This is a genomic window from Stenotrophomonas sp. HMWF023, from assembly GCF_003060985.1.
GTDB classification, from domain to species: domain Bacteria; phylum Pseudomonadota; class Gammaproteobacteria; order Xanthomonadales; family Xanthomonadaceae; genus Stenotrophomonas; species Stenotrophomonas lactitubi.
This window is the reverse complement of sequence record NZ_QAIJ01000334.1, coordinates 10,031-28,506: the sequence shown is the minus strand read 5'-3', so window position 1 is coordinate 28,506 and position 18,476 is coordinate 10,031. Positions and strand designations below refer to the sequence as shown.

Sequence of the window (18,476 nt, the reverse complement as noted above, 5' to 3'; positions counted from 1 at the left end):
ATCCAGTACCACGCCATCCAGCAGCTCGGCCATGCGCTGCACGGTCGGCAGCATCTTCTCCCAGGCATCCAGCGCGGTCAGCGGCGCCGGCAGGGTCAGGAAGAAGGCGATGGCCGGGGTTTCCATGGCGCGGATGTTGCCCATGTCGAAGCTGCCCGGCTTCATGATGCTGGCCATCGAGAAGATCGGGCCGCGTTCGGGATGACCCTCGACAAGCCGGTGGAAGACATTCATGTGGCCAAACACCAGGCCGGTCTTTTCCGCTGCCACGACGATGTCTTCGCCACGCAGTTGTTCGCCCGCGCGGGCGGCCACGAACAATGAAACGATCTTGTCGAAATCCTGGGTCGCGCGCTTGCCCAGGTCGCTGGCTGCGCCATCGACGTCGGGCAGTCTCAGTTCGGCCTGCTCGACCGCATCGCCCATGCCAGGCTCGACGCGGCCATCAGCCACGGGCACGCCATCCTCGCCCAGCACCGGCTCGCGGCGCTCGCCGCTTGCCGGCTCGGCGCTGTCCAGACGACGGCCCTGGGGCTTCTTCTTGGGACGGCCAAACAGGAAGATCGCAGCGACCAACAGCAGGCCGGCGGCCAGGATGCCGATGCGCAACAGTGCCGTGTCGGACATTCGTTAGGTTCTCCGGCTAGTTCATTCAGGTAACTAGGATGGCACGTCAGGCCGCGCCCGCCAATCGCGCGGCTTCTTCCAGGTCCACGCTGACCAGGCGGCTGACACCCGGTTCGCGCATCGTCACGCCCGACAACTGGTGCGCCGCTTCCATCGTGGCCTTGTTGTGGCTGACGAACAGGAACTGCACCTTCTCGCTCATTTCCTTGACCATGTTGGCCAGGCGGCCGACGTTGGCTTCATCCAGCGGCGCATCCACTTCGTCCAGCAGGCAGAACGGCGCCGGGTTGAGCTGGAAGATCGCAAACACCAGTGCCACGGCGGTCATCGCCTTTTCGCCACCGGACAGCAGCGAGATGCTCGACACCCGCTTGCCCGGGGGGCGCGCCATGATGGTCACACCGGTGTCGAGAAGGTCTTCACCGGTCAGTTCCAGGTAGGCATGGCCACCACCGAACAGGCGCGGATACAGCGCCTGCACACCGGCGTTGACCCGATCGAAGGTGTCCTTGAAACGGCCACGGGTCTCGCGGTCGATCTTGCGGATCGCATCTTCCAGGGTCTCCAGCGCGGTGGTCAGATCCATGTGCTGGGCGTCCAGATACTCCGAGCGCTGCGAGGCTTCACCATATTCGTGGATCGCGGCCAGGTTGACCGGCTCCAGCCGGCGCATGCGGCCATCGATCTGGTGCACGGCTTGTTCCCAGTCGCCCAGGCGCGCCTCGTCGGGCAGCGTGTTGATCACATCCTGCAGCACGAAACCGGCCTTCTCCACTGCGCCCTGCAGGGTTTCGGCACTGAGCACCAATGCCTGCTGGTCCAGCTTGCGCTGCGAAATACGCTCGCGCTGGGCCAACGCCTGCTCGTCGCGCTGGTGGCGGGTCTGCTCGTAGTTGCGCAGCTCGGCGTCGATGCCATCCAGCAGCGTGCGCGCTTCGGTCAGCACGCGATCGGCACGGACACGCTCTTCCAACGCGTTCTGGTGCTCTGCCTGCAGCGACTCGACCGGTGTATCGCCTTCGTCCAGCTGCGAATGCAGTTCGCCCAGGCGCGAATCCAACTGGCCACGCTGGGTGCTCATGCGTTCCAGTGCCTGGCTCAACGAGGCCACCTGGGCACGCTGCGATTCCAGGGTCAGCGCCAACGCGTGCGAACGCTCGCGTACCGCACGGGCTGCGTCGCGGGCCAGGTCACGCGCCTCGGTCAACTGACGGCGTTCGCCCTCCAGGCCCTGCCGGTTCGACTCCAGGCCGCCCATGCTGTTGACCGCATTCTCCAGCCGCGAACGCGCTTCACGCGCCTGCTCGCGATTGATGTCCAGGGTCTCCAGCAACTGGCTGAGCTCGCCTTCGATGCGGTCGATGCGTGTGCGTGCCGCCTCGACCTTGCCCTGCTGGCCCTGCAGCTGGCCGGCCAGTTCGGACACCGCGCGGTGCGCCAGGTACAGCGCCCGCTGCGCATCCTCGCGCTGCTGTTCGGCCGCCAACAAGTGCTCACGGAAACCGGCCAGCTGTTCTTCCAGTTCGGCTTCGCGCGACTGCAGCTGCTCGATCTGCTCGCGCAGCTCGTTGATTTCGCGTTCGCGCAGCAGGGCACCCTGCTTGGCGGCGCCGGAGCGCGATACGCGCACCCAGCCCTCGCCCAGACGTTCACCGCCCTGGGTGATGATGGAATCGCCCTCAGGCAGGCTGGCCTGCAGTGCATTGGCTTCGGCCAGGTCGCGCGCACCGTGCAGGCGCGCAAGCAGGCGCCGGATGGGCGCCGGGCCACGCACACGTGCAGCCAGCGAGGTCGGTGCGACCTTCAGGTCCGCGCCGTCATTGGCGACCAGTGCGATGCGACCTTCGCCCAGTTCGCCCAGCGCGTCGACCAGGCTGGCGGGGTCATCGACCAGAACGCCTTCGATCAATTGGCCGAGGGCGCTTTCCACCGCGTTTTCCCAACCCGCATCGACATCCAGGCGCTCGCCCACGCGTGCGGCCGAATCCAGGCCACGCGACTTCAGCCATGCCACCGCCGCGCCCTGCTCCTGGCCAAGCGCGGCCTGCTGCAGGGTTTCCAGCGAGGACAGGCGCCCGCGCAGACCATTGACCTGCTTGCGCAGTTCGGCCAGCTCGTTCTGGCCGCTGCGCTGCTGCTCCTGCACGGCGGCGACACCGTGCTTGCGCTCCTCGACCTGTTCGGTCAGTTCATCCAGCGCGGTCTTCTGCGTGTCGTGCTGCAGATGCAGTTGTTCGAAGACTTCATCCAGCGCATCCACGTCGAGGCCAGCGCGCTCGGCCGCCAGCGCTTCGCGGCGACGATCGGCATCAAGGATCTGCTTGTCCAGGTAGTCCACGCGTGTGCGCTCGACCTCGCCCGCACGCGAGGCTTCCGAACTCTGCGACGTGTGCTGCTCCCACCGCTGCTGCCAATCGGACAACCGCGTTTCGGCCTCACGCAGGCCTTCCTGCTTGATCTCGTTCTCTTCCTGCAGCTCTTCCAGCTGCGGGGTGGCCGCATCGACCGCTTCGCGCAGCACCATCAGCTTGGCTTCGTCCCCACTGATGTGCTGGCCCAGTTCGGCCAGCGCCTGGCGGGTTTCATCGCGCGCCTTGTGCAGGCGCTGCGACAGTTCGCGCTGGTGCTGGATCTGCTGTTCGAGACGGGCCAGCGTGCTGCCCACCTGGTAGACCTCGGCCTGCGCGGCGTTGAGCGAATCGGCCGCCTCCTCGCGGCGCACGCGCGAGGTCTCGATCCGCGCCTCTGCATCACGCTGATCGGCAATCAGCTGCTGCAGCTTGGTTTCTTCCTGAGACAGGCCTTCGCGCAGCTTGGACAGGCGACCATCCAGGCCGCGGTACTCCAACGCCTTCCACTCCGCGTCCTTGACCCGGCGCTCTTCCTGCAGCGCCTGGTACTGCTCGGCCTGTTTCGCCTGCCGCTTGAGGTGTTCGAGCTGCTTGGTGATTTCCTCGCGCAGGTCGCCAAGGCGGTCCAGGTTCTCGCGGGTGTGGCGGATGCGGGTTTCGGTTTCCTTGCGGCGCTCCTTGTACTTGGAGATGCCGGCGGCCTCCTCCAGGTACACGCGCAGGTCTTCCGGGCGCGCCTCGATGATCTGGCTGATCATGCCCTGCTCGATGATCGAGTAACTGCGCGGGCCCAGGCCGGTACCGAGGAACAGGTCGGTGATGTCGCGGCGGCGGCACTTGGTGCCGTTGAGGTAGTAGTTGCTGCTGCCGTCGCGACTGACGGTGCGCTTGACCGAGATCTCGTTGAACGAGGCGTACTCGCCGGAAATCGTGTGATCCGAGTTGTCGAAGATCAGCTCGACGGTGGCCTGCGAAACCGGCTTGCGGGCATTGGAACCGGAGAAGATCACGTCGGTAAGCGAGTCACCACGCAGGCGGCTGGCCGAACTTTCGCCCATGACCCAGCGCACCGCGTCGATGATGTTCGACTTGCCGCAGCCATTGGGCCCCACCACGCCGGTCATGTTGGTCGGCAGGTGCAGGGTGGTCGGATCGACGAAGGACTTGAAGCCGGACAGCTTGATCGTGGAAAGACGCATGGCGTGATTGGGTTCCGGGCAAGGGCCTTACGGCCACCACCATAGTGGATGTCAGGTCAGCCAGCACCTCAAGCCCTTGATTTCAAAAGAATTCAACAAGGCCAAGGGTGACGCAATGGAATGAGTATAGCGGGGCGAATGTTCCACGGGCGGGATGACGGGCGCGGAGAGCCCGTGGAGTGGACCCCGATGTCGCTTTACGCCCGGCGCGACGGACTACCCAAGCAACGAGCAAAGTGCAAGTTATTGATATTTATTGGTTACTGAACCGAGTCGCAGCCCTGCACAACAGAAGCTGTGCAGGATGGACGGATGTACCGACCGCTTTCATTTACCCCCACCTACGACGCGGCGACTGTTCCCGTGCTCGGAGGAACCGCTTGGCTGGATGCCCGCGCCCCTTGGCCAACCAGCATCCATAGACACCCGTTGCTTCACCTGGCTAGCTTTCCGACCACATTCATTCGAAACCACGTCCCCGGACTCGACCTAGCGCCCGGGCTGATCATTTCGGTCTTCACGCCGTACCTCACCTCGGGCGAGCAGAGATTCGAAGAAGCCATGAACCACGGCGGCCGTGTAATTGCTCACTGGCCCGGGCGTGAACCGACGCCTTCTCCCTGCGCTCCGATTGGACCACTCCACATTTGCGCCGGGACGGCGGTGGCTGAGGGCGAAGCACCTCATGGAGGTTCGAAGATTGGTGGGCGGCCTTACTGGCTGCAGGATGACAAATCGGAGGGCCAAGCGTTCGTCCTTCAATTCGACGAATTCGATCTTGATAAGGCAGCTCCGACGCATCGAGGAATCCTGGTCGGGGGGATGGGCTATCTGTTGCTTGATCGCAACATTCCCTCACCTTCGGCGGACTGCGGGCGATTCATCATTCAAACAACCTAAGGCAAGTGATGAGTCAGCCCAACGTCGCTTGGTTGATTCGTATTGATGGTCGGCGAGGGCAAATCAGTGCCTTCTAGGCCCAAAGTTCATCGGACCAATGCATGTATCGAGAAATGGTATTTGGTGATCGTTGCCAAGCTCCGGATCGGGCCTTTCTGGGAGGCGCACCATACCTGCCTGCCGATGCCCAGTGGCCAAGCGACGCCACGGGGAAGCCAATGCTTCATCTGGCAAGCCTCCCTGCGCCGTTCGTTCAAGCGCACGCTCCGAAGATCGCTATCAAAGCGAATCTCTGCGTTTCGATTTTCACACCCTATGACGTTCGTGATGATGCCTATATCGAGACCGCTATACAGGCTGGCGGACGTGTCATCGCCTATGTACCTCACGCACTCGGTGCACGCAGCGCAGCACTCCCATTTGACCCGTGTCTGATCAACACTGACGCAGCTTCCATCCCAGATGACGCCCAAAATGGAATCGCCAAAATCGGCGGAATTCCTACCTGGCTCCAGGATGATTGCAGTGAAGGACGGGAATTCATCCTCCAGATCAACAGTTCCCGCTTGAACCGGGCAGCGCCAACGCATCGAGGAATTCTTGTCGGCGGAATGGGATACCTGCTGCTTGAACGCAACATTCCCGCCCCTTCAATGGACTGCGGTCGATTCGTCATCCAGACCACCTGAACAACCAGTCGAGCATGGCTCGACTCTACATACCCGGCCATCGCCCAAAACAAAACGGGCACCCTTGCGGGCGCCCGTTCTGGTGATACCAGGCCTTGCGGCGTGGGATCAGGCCTTTTCGGCTTCAACCACGACCTTGACGGTGGTCTCGACGTCCGCGTGCAGGTGCACCAGGACTTCGTACTCGCCAATGTTGCGGAAGGCGCCTTCGCCCAGGATGACTTCGCTCTTGCTCAGCGGCAGGCCGGCAGCGGTGAAGGCATCGGCGATTTCGCGGGCGCCGACCGAGCCGTACAGCTTGCCTTCGGTCGAAGCGTTGGCGGCGACGGTCACGCTCGCGCCTTCCAGCTTGGCCTTGCGGGCTTCAGCGTCGGCGTGGATGGACTGGGCCTTGGCTTCGTAATCAGCGCGCTTGGCTTCGAACTCGGCCTTGTTGCTCTCGGTGGCCGGAACGGCCTTGCCCTGCGGCACGAGGAAGTTACGGCCGTAGCCCGGCTTCACGTCGACCAGGTCGCCGAGGTTGCCGAGGTTGGTGACTTTCTGCAGGAGGATCAGCTGCATGGTATTGCTCCAGATAAGTTATTCGTTAGCGAGGCGCGGGCCCCGCAACAAAGGCTGTCCGAATAGCTGGCACAGCGGGGGCAGCGCGAAGCTGCCCCGCCGGCATCAGACGTCGTGGTTGTCGGTGTACGGAATCAGGGCCAGGAAGCGAGCGCGCTTGACGGCGGTCGCCAGCTGACGCTGGTACTTCGACTTGGTACCGGTGACGCGGCTCGGCACGATCTTGCCGTTCTCGGTCAGGTACTGGCGCAGGGTGTTGAGATCCTTGTAATCGATCTCCTTGACACCTTCGGCCGTGAACTTGCAGAACTTGCGGCGACGGAAGAACTTGGACATGTCAGTGCTCCTTAGGCGGCCGAAGCGGCGTCGTCGCCGGCATCGTTGTCAGCGGCGGGGGTGGTTTCGCCTTCTTCGTCATCACGACGACGACGCTCACCACGCTCGGGCTTGTCGCCCTTCTCGTCCTTGCTCTTCATGATCAGCGACTGCTCGGTGTCAGCCTCGTCACGCTTGATGACCAGGTTGCGCAGCACGGCGTCGTTGAAGCGGAAGCTCTCGGTCAGTTCGGTCAGAACGGCCTGGTCGACTTCGATGTTCAGCAGCACGTAGTGCGCCTTCACCAGGTTCTGGATCGGGTACGCCAGCTGGCGGCGGCCCCAGTCTTCCAGACGGTGGATGGTGCCGTTGCCGTTCTCGACCAGCGACTTGTAGCGCTCGATCATGGCCGGGACCTGCTCGCTCTGGTCCGGGTGGACCATGAACACGATTTCGTAATGACGACTCATGTTTTTCTACCTTTCGGATGTGGCCTTGCGGCCGGACAGCCCCCCGCCGTTGATACCGCGGTGGGGCAAGGGATCCTGCCAGGGAGGCAGGAAGCCGCGCATTATGGCGCAGACGGGGCGTCGCGGACAAGCCGCGGATCTCCCCGGGGAGCTGCGAAGCCGCTGGCGATGCCCGGGATTCTAAAAATACCGTTAAAATTCAACAGCTTGAACCAGGTCACATCAAAAAAAGCACTGGTAGCGCAGCGTCCGCAGCTCGCCACAGCTGTCGCAGACACCCGCCACCTCCTCGAAGGAGATCGCGTAGGCGGTGGGAAAACAAGGAAAACCCGGTCGTTCCATCCCTGGATCCTCTGCGTTAACGTCCAGCCATGAACCGCCTCAAGCGAATCCGGCACTGGATCAACCGCGACAATGGCCGCCTGTTCCGCGTGGGCAACGGCCCGATCAGCGGCGCTACGGCCTTGGGCTTTCTGAGCTTGGTGGCGGCACTGCTGATGCATCTTCTGCACGACGCCATAGGGCTGCCAGGCGCCTACGCAGCGGCCTGCCTGATGACAGGCGGCGCGTTGTTGGCCTGGGATGCCTGGCGCAACCGCCGCTGACCAGGGCCTGGGGCGCCCCAACGTCCGTGCCGACCAAGGTCGGCATCTACCCAAGCGGGCCTCAGGCCTTGTCGGCGTCGGTGGTGAAGCTCTCGCCGCAGCCGCACTCGGCGGTGGCATTCGGGTTGCTGAACGTGAAGGTCTCGCTCAGGCCGTGCTTGCCGAAGTCGATCACGGTGCCATCCACCAGGGCCAGGCTCTTGGCGTCGACATAGATCTTCACCCCGTCCTGGTCGAACACGGTGTCGTCCGCGCGCTCGTCGCGGGCCAGGTCGGTGATGTGGCCCCAGCCCGAGCAACCGGTCTTGGTCACGCCAAAACGCAGGCCCAGCGCGCCGGGGGTCTGGGCGACGAAGCGCTGTACGCGCTCGAAGGCAATAGGGGTCAGGCTGACAGCCATGGTGGATCACTCCAGAGGTACCGGGACATTATAGGGAGCCGATGACCGCAGAAATGCCTCGCAAGCAGAACGCTGCAACCGGTAAACTCCCGTGTTCAGAGATCGAGTCGATCAGCAGAGGATTCAAGTCATGACGGTGGTCAGCGTTGAACATGCGCTTGCCGGGAAGATCCCGGAAGGTGGCGAAGTCACGGTACGCGGTTGGGTGCGCACGGTGCGCGGTTCAGCAAATCTGGCTTTCGTGAATGTGACCGACGGCTCCTGCTTCGCTCCGATCCAGGTCGTGGCCGGCGACGCGCTGGCCAACTTCGACGAGATCAAGCGCCTGACCACCGGCTGCTCGCTGGTGGCCACCGGCACCTTGGTGAAGTCGCAGGGCAAGGGCCAGTCGTTTGAGATCCAGGCCAGCGCGGTCGAGGTGGTCGGCTGGGTCGAAGACCCGCTCACCTACCCGATCCAGCCCAAGCCGATGACGCCGGAGTTCCTGCGTGAAGTGGCGCACCTGCGCCCGCGCACCAACCTGTTCGGCGCGGTCACCCGCATCCGCAACTGCCTGGCCCAGGCCGTGCACCGCTTCTTCCACGAGAACGGCTTCAACTGGATCAGCACCCCGATCATCACCACCTCCGATGCCGAAGGCGCCGGCCAGATGTTCCGCGTGTCCACCCTGGACATGGTGAACCTGCCGCGTGACGCCCAGGGCGGGATCGACTTCAGCCGCGACTTCTTCGGCAAGGAAACCTTCCTGACCGTGTCCGGCCAGCTGAACGTCGAGGCCTACTGCCTGGCGCTGAGCAAGGTGTACACCTTCGGCCCGACCTTCCGCGCCGAGAACAGCCACACCACCCGCCATCTGGCGGAGTTCTGGATGATCGAGCCGGAAATCGCCTTCGCCGACCTGGCCGAAGACGCCCGCCTGGCCGAAGAATTCCTGAAGTACCTGTTCCGCGCGGTGCTCAACGAGCGCGGCGACGACCTGGCCTTCATCGCCGAGCGCGTGGACAAGAACGCGATCACCAAGCTGGAAGACTTCATCAACGCGCCGTTCGAGCGTATCGATTACACCGATGCGGTCGCCCTGCTGCAGAAGTCGGGCCGGAAGTTCGACTTCCCGGTCGAATGGGGCCTGGACCTGCAGACCGAGCACGAGCGCTGGCTGACCGAGGAACACGTCGGTCGCCCGGTGGTGGTGACCAACTACCCCGAGCACATCAAGGCCTTCTACATGCGCCTGAACGATGACGGCAAGACCGTCGCCGCGATGGACGTGCTGGCCCCGGGCATCGGCGAGATCATTGGTGGCAGCCAGCGCGAAGAGCGCTTGGATGTGCTGGATGCACGCATGGCGCAGTTCGGCCTGGATCGCGAACACTACAGCTGGTACCGCGATTTCCGCCGCTACGGCTCGGTGCCGCACGCCGGCTTCGGCCTGGGCTTCGAGCGCCTGGTGGTCTACGTATGCGGCCTGTCCAACATCCGCGATGCGATCCCCTACCCGCGCGCCCCGGGCAGCGCGGACTTCTAAGCCCACACGCACGACCACGGAGGTACTGTCCCCATGACCCTGTTCTTCGCCCTGTGTTTCGTCGGCGTTGCAGTGGCCGGGTTCAGTGCCTTCGTGATTTTCTGGCCGCTGACCCTGGTGCATGTGCGCGATCGCCATCCGGCGCTGGCGCAGCGCTTCGGCAGTGGCGCCTTCCTCAAGCCCGATGCGCTGGGCTGGCTGCTGCGGCGCGAATACCGCACCCAGCCGGACCGCTCGCTGTCCGGGCTGGCGACGCCCGCCTGGGTATCGCTGCTGACCCTGCTGGCTGGACTGGGCATGGCTGCCCTGCTCTGGCTGGCCTCGCTCTGGTAAGACACATATGAACGACCTTTCCCACGTCCGTGACAGCTGGTGGCTGGCCAGCCTCGGCAACACCCTGATCTGGGCACGCCTGCGCATCCGCGAGGCCGGCACCGCCGAAGTGCTCGACAGCGATGGCAATACGCTGAGCTACGACAGCGAGGACACCGCCCGCTCGCAGCTGTTCGACGCCGAGTTCGTCGAGTACGAAGGCCTGGACGAAGAAGATGCACTGGTGCGCGGATTCTCGCTGCATGAAGTGCAGCCACCGCAGGCGGGCAGCGACGAAGGCCTGCGCGGGCGCATGGTGCAGTCACTCGGCAGTCGCGCCTGAGGCCAGTCGATGTTCACCCCACGCGCTTTCGCACAGACCGACCTGCAGTGGCTGGATCGCCTGTTGGCGCGTGATCCATTCGTCACCGTGCTCACCGCCGGTGGCGATGGCTTGCCGGAACTGACCCGGTTGCCGGTGCTGTACCAGCGCGACGGCGACCACATCGAACTGCGCGGCCACTGGGCCCGTGCCAACCCGCAGGCACGCCACAACGGTGCGGCCAAGGTGCTGGTGGACGGGCCGCATGGCTATGTATCGGCCAGCTGGTACCCGGACAAGGAGCCTGCCGCGCGGGTACCTACCTGGAACTACGCCGCCGCCGAGCTGCGCGGCCAGCTGCAGACGTTCGACGATACCGATGCGCTGGCCCAGCTGGTCAGCGATACCGGCGACCGCTTCGAAGCCAGCGTCGGCCAAGACTGGCGGTTCGAACCCGAGCGTGACGACCACCGCCGCCAGCTGCGCGGCATCGTCGGCTTCCGCTTCACCGTCGAACAGGTGCAGCTGACGTTGAAGCTGAGCCAGAACCACCCCGAGGCCAACCAGCAGGCGGTGATGGCCGAACTGGAACGCCTGGACAACCCTCATTCCACCGAACTGGCGCAGTGGATGCGCCGGTATCGCGACGAAGCCGCCGCAGGCAGCTGAGCGCCCTGTTTCCCGCGACGACGCGACCAGAACGGCCGCGCCTTGCCCCCACCCGACGTCAGGGACCCCGAACATGAAAGACATCCACAAGCTGCTGCAGAACAACCGCGAATGGGCAGACCGGATCGAGAAGGAAGATCCCGACTTCTTCCATCAGCTGGCCAAGCAGCAGCATCCGGAATACCTGTGGATCGGCTGTTCCGACTCGCGCGTGCCGGCCAACCAGATCATCGGCATGGCCCCGGGTGAGGTGTTCGTGCATCGCAACGTGGCCAACGTGGTGGTGCACACCGACCTGAACTGCCTCAGCGTGATCCAGTACGCCGTGGACCAGCTGAAGGTGAAGCACATCCTGATCGTCGGCCACTACGGCTGCGGCGGCGTGCACGCCAGCTTGAACAACACGCGGGTGGGCCTGGCCGACAACTGGCTGCGCCATGTCGGCGACGTGGCACAGAAGCACGCGGCGATCATGGATGCGATCGAGGAGCCGGAGCTGAAGCATGCGCGCCTGTGCGAACTGAACGTGATCGAGCAGGTGGTCAACGCCTGCCGCTCGACGATCGTGCAGGATGCCTGGGCCCGTGGCCAGAAGCTGATGGTGCACGGCTGGGTGTACAGCCTGAAGGATGGCCGCGTGCGCGAAATGGGCATCGACGTGGGCGCACCGGAAGACCTGCAGCCTGCATATGAGAAGGCCCTGTCCTACGTTCCGCGCCGCGGCCGCCGCGACTGACCCTCCCTCCCACGGACACTCCCATGCTTGCCTCCCCCATCAACCTGCTGGGCTGGATCGAGGAAAACCGGCATCTGTTGAAGCCGCCGGTCGGCAACAAGATGATCGACAACGGCGATTTCATCGTGATGGTGGTCGGCGGGCCGAACAGCCGCACCGATTTCCACTACGACGAAGGCCCGGAGTGGTTCTATCAGCTGGAAGGCGAAATGGTGCTGAAGGTGCAGGAGGATGGCGCGGTGCGCGATATCCCGATCCGCGCTGGCGAAATCTTCCTGCTGCCGGGCAAGGTGCCGCACTCACCGCGACGCCCACCCGGCGGCGTCGGCCTGGTGGTGGAACGCAAGCGCCTGCCGCATGAGCGCGATGGCGTGATCTGGCATTGCGAGCGCTGCAACCACAAGCTGTACGAAGAGTACTTCACGTTGCAGAACATCGAGACCGACCTGCCGAAGGTGTTCGCGCGCTACCAAGCCAGCCTGGAACTTCGTACCTGCAGCGAGTGCGGCCACGTGGATCCGTTGCCGGCACCGGCGACGGCCTGACAGCGCCACCGCGCTGGCATGTGCACACCTTGGTGGGCATTCGGTCGCTCCCGCGCTGGTAGACGCCCACCTTGGTGGGCGCTCGGTCGCTCCCGCGCTGGTAGATGCCCACCTTGGTGGGCGCTCGGTCGCACGTGCGCCAACCAAGGTTGGCGACTACCGCATCATGCGGCGCTGGTGCTGGGTTGGCAGGCACCGGGTCATGCCCCAGGCGCTACACTGGCAGCCCCGTTGCAGCCTGTTGCCCGACCATGTCCGACCTGCTCAGCCGCACCCACGCCATTGCCCTTGATGCCGCCGATCCGCTGCGGCCGCTGCGGCAGGAATTCCTGATTCCGCGCCACGGTGGTGGTGAGCAGACCTACTTCGTCGGCAACTCGTTGGGCCTGCAACCGCGCGGCGCGCAGGCGGCGGTGCAGGAAGTGATGAAGCAGTGGGGCGAGCTGGCGGTGGAAGGCCACTTCACCGGGCCGACCCAATGGCTGTCGTACCACCGTCTGGTCAGCGCACAGCTGGCGCGCGTGGTCGGCGCACTGCCCAGCGAAGTGGTGGCGATGAACACGCTGAGCGTGAACCTGCACCTGATGATGGTCAGCTTCTACCGGCCCACGGCCGAACGCCCGGTGATCCTGATGGAAGCCGGCGCGTTCCCCACCGACCGCCATGCGGTGGAAGCACAGATCCGCTTCCATGGCTTCGACCCGGCCGACTGCCTGGTGGAAGTGCAGCCGGATGAAGCCAACGGCACGATCTCGATGGCCGCGATCGAACGCGCGATCGCCACGCACGGTCCGCGCCTGGCGCTGGTGCTGTGGCCCGGCGTGCAGTACCGCAGTGGCCAGGCCTTCGACCTGGATGCGATCACCCGCGCAGCACGCCTGCAGGGCGCGCGCATCGGCTTCGACCTGGCGCACTCGGTCGGCAACCTGCCGCTGCGCCTGCATGACGTCGCCCCGGACTTCGCCGTGTGGTGCCACTACAAATACCTCAACAGCGGACCGGGCGCCGTGGCCGGTGCCTTCGTGCACGAACGCCATCATCGCGACACCACGCTGCCACGCTTTGCCGGCTGGTGGGGCCATGACGAAGCCACCCGCTTCCAGATGGCCCCGCAGTTCCAGCCCGCGGTTGGCGCCGAGGGCTGGCAGCTGAGCAATCCGCCGATCCTCGGCCTGGCGCCGCTGCGTGCATCGCTGGACCTGTTCGAACGTGCCGGCATGGACTCGCTGCGCAGCAAGTCGCTGGCACTGACCGGCATGCTCGACGCCTTGGTACGCGCGCGCCTGCCGCAGGTGCTGGAGATCGTCACCCCGGCCGAGCCGGAGCGGCGCGGCTGCCAGCTGTCGCTGCGGGTGATCGGCGGCCGCGAGCGCGGACGCGCCCTGTTCGAACATCTACGCGCCATCGGCGTGCTGGGTGACTGGCGCGAGCCGGACGTCATCCGCATCTCGCCGACCCCGCTCTACAACCGTTATCTGGACGTGCACCACTTCGTCGAGGAAGTGGAAGCCTGGGCCGGCCTGTAAGCCGCCCTCCCCCTACTGCTGGACAGTTCGTTGATCGCACATGCATCCCGCTCGCTGAGCATTGTCGGCGCCGGCCTGGCCGGATCCCTGCTGGCCATCCTGCTGTCACGGCAGGGCTGGCGCATCACCCTGTACGAACGCCGTGGCGATCCGCGCATCGCCGATTACGAAAGCGGTCGCTCGATCAACCTGGCCCTGGCCGAGCGCGGACGCAACGCGTTGCGCCAGGCCGGCGTGGAAGACGAAGTGATGGCGCGCGCGGTGATGATGCGCGGACGCATGGTGCATCCACGCGAGGGCGAGCCGCAGCTGCAGCGCTACGGTCGCGACGACAGCGAAGTGATCTGGTCGATCCATCGCAGCGACCTGAACACCACATTGCTGGAACTGGCCGAGCAGGCCGGTGCCACCGTGCATTTCCACCGCCGCCTGCATACGGTCGACTTTGATGCCGGCTACGCGCGTTTCATCGATGATCGTGACGACAGTCCGCACGATATCCGCTTCGATACGCTGGTGGGTGCAGACGGCGCAGGCTCGGCGCTGCGTGCGGCGATGAACCGGCGCGAACCGCTGGGCGAGGACATTGCCTTCCTCGACCATTCCTACAAGGAACTGGAGATACCACCGACCGACGATGGCGGCTTCCGTATCGAGCGCAATGCGCTGCACATCTGGCCACGCGGCCACTACATGTGCATCGCCCTGCCCAACCACGAAGGCACGTTCACCGTCACCCTGTTCCTGCCCAACCAGGGCGATCCGAGCTTCGCTACGGTCAACACCGGCGTCCAGGCTGAAGCACTGTTCGCGCGCGAGTTCGCCGATACCCTGCCGCTGATTCCCAACCTGCGTGCGGACTGGGAGCAGCATCCGCCGGGCCTGCTCGGCACGCTCACCTTGGAACGTTGGCACCAGCAGGACCGCGCCGTGCTGATCGGCGATGCCGCGCACGCGATGGTGCCGTTCCACGGCCAGGGCATGAACTGTGCGTTCGAAGACTGCGTGGCACTGGCCCGCCATCTGATGGCGGCGGACGACCTGCAGAGCGCCTTCGCCGCGTTCGAAGCCGAGCGCAAACCGAACGCGCGTGCGATCCAGCAGATGGCGCTGGAGAACTATCTGGAAATGCGCGACCGGGTGGCCGATCCAGCCTTCCTGCTGCAGCGCGAGCTGGAACAGGAACTGCAGCGGCGCTGGCCGACGCGTTTCGTCCCGCACTACACGATGGTGACCTTCCTGCACACGCCCTATGCCGAGGCACTGCGCCGCACCGACATCCAGCGCGAGATGCTGATCACCGCCACCGCTGGCCACGACACGCTGGACAACATCGATTGGAACGCACTGGAGGCGCAGATCCATTCGCGTCTGCCGGTGCTGGAGGGCGCGCACTGATGGCCGACAGCTTCCTGTTCTACGACCTGGAAACCTTCGGCCAGGATCCGCGCCGTACCCGCATTGCCCAGTACGCGGCGATCCGTACCGACAGCGATCTCAACGAGATCGACACGCCGGTCAGCTTCTTCGTGCGCCCGGCCGACGATCTGCTGCCCTCGCCGATGGCCACGATGGTCACCGGCATCACCCCGCAGCAGGCGCTGGCCGAAGGCATCAGCGAAGCTGAAGCATTCGATCGCATCAACGAGCAGCTGTCGCGTCCCGGCACCTGCGCGCTGGGCTACAACACCCTGCGCTTCGACGACGAGTTCATCCGCTACGGTCTGTTCCGCAACTTCCACGACCCGTACGAGCGCGAGTGGCGCAATGGCAATTCGCGCTGGGACCTGCTGGACATGCTGCGGCTGATGCATGCCATCCGACCGGAGGGCATCCACTGGCCCAAGCGCGAGGACGGCGCCACGTCGTTCAAGCTCGAACACCTGGCCGAGGCCAATGGCGTGCGCGAGGGCGATGCCCACGAAGCACTGTCGGACGTGCGCGCGACAATCGGCATGGCGCGCCTGTTCAAGCAGTCGCAGCCGCGCCTGTGGGAATACGCGTTGAAGCTGCGCGACAAGCGTTTCGTCGGTAGCCTGCTCGACATCACCGCATTGAAGCCGGTGCTGCATATCTCGATGCGTTACCCGGCCAGCCGCCTGTGCGCGGCGCCGGTGTTGCCGCTGGCGGTACATCCGACCATCAACAACCGGGTGATCGTGTTCGACCTCGATGGCGACATCGATGACCTGTTGGAACTACCCGCCGAGGTGATCGCCCAGCGCCTGTACCTGCGTGCCAGCGAACTGCCCGAAGGCGTCGCCCGGGTACCGCTGAAGGAAGTGCACCTGAACAAAGTGCCGGCGCTGGTGGCCTGGAACCACCTGCGCGCCGATGACCACGCACGACTCGGGCTGGACGTGGCAGCGATCGAAGCCAAGGCCGAACGGCTGCGCGCGTTCGCACCGCAGCTGGCCGAAAAGGCGCGCCAGGTCTACAACCAGCCGCGCGCGGCGAGCGTGTCCGAAGTGGACGCTTCGCTGTACGACGGCTTCCTCGGTGCCGGCGACAAGCCGCTGCTGGCATTGGCACGGACCACGCCACCGGAACAGTTGGCTGCACTGGAAGGCCGCTTCCGCGACCCGCGGCTGCCCGAGCTGTTGTTCCGCTACCGCGCCCGCAATCATCCCGGCAGCCTCGCGCCGGAAGAACGCGAACGCTGGAATGCCTATCGCCGCCAGCGCCTGTTCGGCGAGGAAGGAATGGGCGAACTCAACCTGGCCCAATACCAGCAGCAGCTTGATGCGCTGGCGGCCGAAGCACCCGACGACGTTCGCCGCGCCACACTGCTGCAATCGCTGCGTGACTGGGGCCAGCACCTGCAGGAGGACCTGTGAGCACCTATTTCTCCGATGCCAGTTTCAAGTTCCTGCGCAGCCTGGCGCTGCACAACGACAAGGCCTGGTTCAACGACCATCGCCAGCAGTACGAAGACCACGTGCGGCAGCCGTTCCTGCGCCTGCTGGGTGACCTGCAGCCGGCGCTGACCGAGGTGAGCGAGCACTTCCGCGCAGACACCCGTGGCGTGGGCGGCTCGTTGTTCCGCATCCACCGTGACGCGCGTTTTTCCAACGACAAGTCGCCGTACAAAACCTGGCAGGGTGCGCGCCTGTTCCATGAGCGCCGCCGCGAAGTGGCCGCGCCCTCGTTCTACGTGCACCTGCAACCGGGCGAGAGCTTCGTCGGCGCCGGGCTGTGGCATCCCGAACCGGAAACCCAGCGCCGCGTCCGCCACTTCATCCTCGACAACCCCGGCAGCTGGAAGGCAGCCGCGCATGCACCGGCGCTGCGCAAGCGTTTCGACTTCGAGGAAACCGAGAAGCTGGTGCGTCCACCGCGTGGCTTCCCGGCCGACTTCGAGTTCATCGATGACCTCAAGCATCGCAACTGGGTGATGTGGCGTTCGCTGGACGATGCCACGATGACCGGCCCGCGCCTGCTGTCCACGCTTGGCAAGGATCTGGCAGGGTTGGGCCCGTTCGTAGACTACCTGTGCGCCGCGCTGGATCTGGACTTCTGATCGGCGCCGGGGCCGTCACTGGCATCACCCGCCGTTCACCACCGGCGCCCCCACTTGCGGCAGGCTGTGCACCATGAAGAAGCTCATTGGCATCCTCGTTCTGCTGATCGTCGTGATGGCAGGCTGGTGGTTCGGTGGTCCGTACCTGACCGTGCATGGCCTGTCCAAGGCCATCGAACAACGCGACACCGCGCGCCTGGAACGGTACGTGGATTTCCCACGCGTGCGTACCAGCCTGCGCGCCCAGCTCAATGATTACCTGGTGCGCCAGGCCGGGCCCGAGGTGGCTGCCAGCCCCTTCGGCGCCCTGCTGTACGGGTTGGGCGACCAGCTGGGCGGTGCCGCGGTGGAAACCATGGTCACCCCCACCGGCATCGGCGCGATGCTGCAGGGCCACGTGCTGTGGAAGCGCGGCCGCAATGAACTGCAGGGTGGTGATGCCTTCGGCACGACCGAACCGGCGCGACCGCTGAAGAACGCCGAACATCACTTCGAAGCACTTGACCGCTTCGTGGTCGACGTTGATCGCGGCCCCGGCCAGCCACCGTTGAAGGTAGTGCTGGAACCGCAGGGCCTGCGCTGGAAGGTTGTGGACCTGCAGCTGGGGATGTCGGCCACGCCGTAACCGGTAGCGCCGGGCCATGCCCGGCGTTTCCATGAGCGCCGCTGCGCTCGCCGGGCATGGCCCGGCGCTACCACCTCAGCCCTCGTTGGCAACACCATGCGGCACATGGCCGGCGGCGACGTGTTCACGCGCACTGTCGATGTTGTGCTGCGAATCGTCAAAGAAGATATCGGCACCGAATGCCTGCAGGAACGGGCCCTTGTGTCGACCACCCAGGAACAGTGCCTCGTCCAGGCGCACGCCCCATTCGCGCAGGGTACGGATCACCCGCTCATGCGCCGGCGCAGAACGCGCGGTCACCAGCGCCGTGCGGATGGGCGCGCTGTCGCCAGCCGGGAATACTTCCTGCAGCGTGTGCAGCGCAGAGAGGAAACCACGGAACGGACCGCCACTGAGTGGCTCGCGCGCACGCTCGCGTTCGTGCCGGCCGAAGGCTTCCACGCCCTGCTCGCGCGAGATGCGCTCGCTCTCATCGCCGAAGATCACCGCATCACCATCGAAGGCGATGCGCAGCTGCCCTGCCGGGCGGGTGATGTCGATCTGGTCGGCGGCAGCGGCAGCGGTCTCGCCCGGCGGCTT

General features: G+C 65.1%; 21 protein-coding genes. 14 read left to right on the top strand and 7 right to left on the bottom strand.

Features of this window, described 5'->3' with window-relative positions:
- Both zipA and smc read right to left on the bottom strand, forming a co-directional pair.
- Positions 1–627, bottom strand: a 627-nt coding sequence (zipA, locus tag DBR20_RS20480; protein ID WP_108268081.1) for a cell division protein ZipA, incomplete at its 3' end; no start/stop codon positions are given.
- A 46-nt stretch (positions 628–673) separates the two neighbouring features.
- Positions 674–4,177, bottom strand: coding sequence for a chromosome segregation protein SMC (gene smc / locus DBR20_RS20475; protein ID WP_108268079.1), 3,504 nt, complete (start codon positions 4,175–4,177; stop codon positions 674–676).
- Between the two features lie 312 nt (positions 4,178–4,489).
- Between smc and DBR20_RS22000 the strand changes: the two genes are divergently transcribed.
- Entirely contained in the window at positions 4,490–5,077 is a 588-nt protein-coding gene (locus tag DBR20_RS22000) for a DUF1963 domain-containing protein (protein WP_146187069.1), read from the top strand.
- A 101-nt stretch (positions 5,078–5,178) separates the two neighbouring features.
- A complete protein-coding gene (locus DBR20_RS20470; protein ID WP_108268076.1) occupies positions 5,179–5,766 on the top strand; it encodes a DUF1963 domain-containing protein in 588 nt (195 codons plus the stop codon).
- Positions 5,767–5,874: 108 nt separating this feature from the next.
- Here the strand turns inward: DBR20_RS20470 and rplI are convergent, their stop codons facing one another.
- The 3 genes from rplI to rpsF form a co-directional block, all read right to left on the bottom strand.
- A complete protein-coding gene (rplI, locus tag DBR20_RS20465; RefSeq protein ID WP_089236101.1) occupies positions 5,875–6,327 on the bottom strand; it encodes a 50S ribosomal protein L9 in 453 nt (150 codons plus the stop codon).
- A 105-nt stretch (positions 6,328–6,432) separates the two neighbouring features.
- Positions 6,433–6,663 (bottom strand): 30S ribosomal protein S18, encoded by a 231-nt coding sequence (gene rpsR / locus DBR20_RS20460; protein WP_002804494.1) that lies wholly within the window; start codon positions 6,661–6,663, stop codon positions 6,433–6,435.
- 11 nt (positions 6,664–6,674) lie between these two features.
- A complete protein-coding gene (gene rpsF / locus DBR20_RS20455; RefSeq protein WP_025876882.1) occupies positions 6,675–7,112 on the bottom strand; it encodes a 30S ribosomal protein S6 in 438 nt (145 codons plus the stop codon).
- A gap of 371 nt (positions 7,113–7,483) precedes the next feature.
- Here rpsF and DBR20_RS22235 point away from each other — a divergent pair, with 371 nt between their 5' ends.
- Positions 7,484–7,717 (top strand): hypothetical protein, encoded by a 234-nt coding sequence (locus tag DBR20_RS22235; RefSeq protein ID WP_181393138.1) that lies wholly within the window; start codon positions 7,484–7,486, stop codon positions 7,715–7,717.
- Positions 7,718–7,778: 61 nt separating this feature from the next.
- Here the strand turns inward: DBR20_RS22235 and DBR20_RS20445 are convergent, their stop codons facing one another.
- Positions 7,779–8,117: an iron-sulfur cluster assembly accessory protein gene (locus tag DBR20_RS20445; protein WP_033831500.1), complete on the bottom strand. Its 339-nt coding sequence runs from the start codon at positions 8,115–8,117 to the stop codon at positions 7,779–7,781.
- Positions 8,118–8,247: 130 nt separating this feature from the next.
- On the opposite strand from DBR20_RS20445, the gene asnS reads away from it, so the two are divergent.
- The 11 genes from asnS (at position 8,248) to DBR20_RS20390 (ending at position 17,897) form a co-directional block, all read left to right on the top strand.
- Positions 8,248–9,642: an asparagine--tRNA ligase gene (gene asnS, locus DBR20_RS20440; protein WP_108268072.1), complete on the top strand. Its 1,395-nt coding sequence runs from the start codon at positions 8,248–8,250 to the stop codon at positions 9,640–9,642.
- A 33-nt stretch (positions 9,643–9,675) separates the two neighbouring features.
- The gene (locus DBR20_RS20435; RefSeq protein WP_006376524.1) at positions 9,676–9,975 is read left to right on the top strand and encodes a hypothetical protein; all 300 of its coding nucleotides are present in this window, start codon (positions 9,676–9,678) and stop codon (positions 9,973–9,975) included.
- A gap of 7 nt (positions 9,976–9,982) precedes the next feature.
- Positions 9,983–10,297, top strand: coding sequence for a hypothetical protein (locus DBR20_RS20430; protein WP_089236105.1), 315 nt, complete (start codon positions 9,983–9,985; stop codon positions 10,295–10,297).
- 9 nt (positions 10,298–10,306) lie between these two features.
- A complete protein-coding gene (locus DBR20_RS20425; protein ID WP_108268070.1) occupies positions 10,307–10,945 on the top strand; it encodes an FMN-binding negative transcriptional regulator in 639 nt (212 codons plus the stop codon).
- A 73-nt stretch (positions 10,946–11,018) separates the two neighbouring features.
- A complete protein-coding gene (gene can, locus DBR20_RS20420) occupies positions 11,019–11,681 on the top strand; it encodes a carbonate dehydratase (protein WP_089236107.1) in 663 nt (220 codons plus the stop codon).
- Between the two features lie 23 nt (positions 11,682–11,704).
- Positions 11,705–12,226: a 3-hydroxyanthranilate 3,4-dioxygenase gene (locus tag DBR20_RS20415; protein WP_089236108.1), complete on the top strand. Its 522-nt coding sequence runs from the start codon at positions 11,705–11,707 to the stop codon at positions 12,224–12,226.
- A 251-nt stretch (positions 12,227–12,477) separates the two neighbouring features.
- Complete coding sequence (kynU, locus tag DBR20_RS20410) at positions 12,478–13,752, top strand: kynureninase (protein WP_100460446.1); 1,275 nt, start codon at positions 12,478–12,480, stop codon at positions 13,750–13,752.
- A 30-nt stretch (positions 13,753–13,782) separates the two neighbouring features.
- Entirely contained in the window at positions 13,783–15,150 is a 1,368-nt protein-coding gene (locus tag DBR20_RS20405; protein ID WP_108268068.1) for an NAD(P)/FAD-dependent oxidoreductase, read from the top strand.
- Complete coding sequence (gene sbcB, locus DBR20_RS20400) at positions 15,150–16,589, top strand: exodeoxyribonuclease I (RefSeq protein WP_108268066.1); 1,440 nt, start codon at positions 15,150–15,152, stop codon at positions 16,587–16,589. The genes DBR20_RS20405 and sbcB overlap by 1 nt, the downstream gene beginning before the upstream one ends.
- The gene (locus DBR20_RS20395; protein ID WP_108268064.1) at positions 16,586–17,272 is read left to right on the top strand and encodes a DUF2461 domain-containing protein; all 687 of its coding nucleotides are present in this window, start codon (positions 16,586–16,588) and stop codon (positions 17,270–17,272) included. The genes sbcB and DBR20_RS20395 overlap by 4 nt, the downstream gene beginning before the upstream one ends.
- A gap of 73 nt (positions 17,273–17,345) precedes the next feature.
- Entirely contained in the window at positions 17,346–17,897 is a 552-nt protein-coding gene (locus DBR20_RS20390) for a DUF2939 domain-containing protein (RefSeq protein WP_108268062.1), read from the top strand.
- 75 nt (positions 17,898–17,972) lie between these two features.
- Here DBR20_RS20390 and DBR20_RS23580 read toward each other — a convergent pair.
- On the bottom strand, positions 17,973–18,476 hold a 504-nt coding region (locus tag DBR20_RS23580), incomplete at its 5' end, for a 5'-nucleotidase (protein ID WP_258223447.1).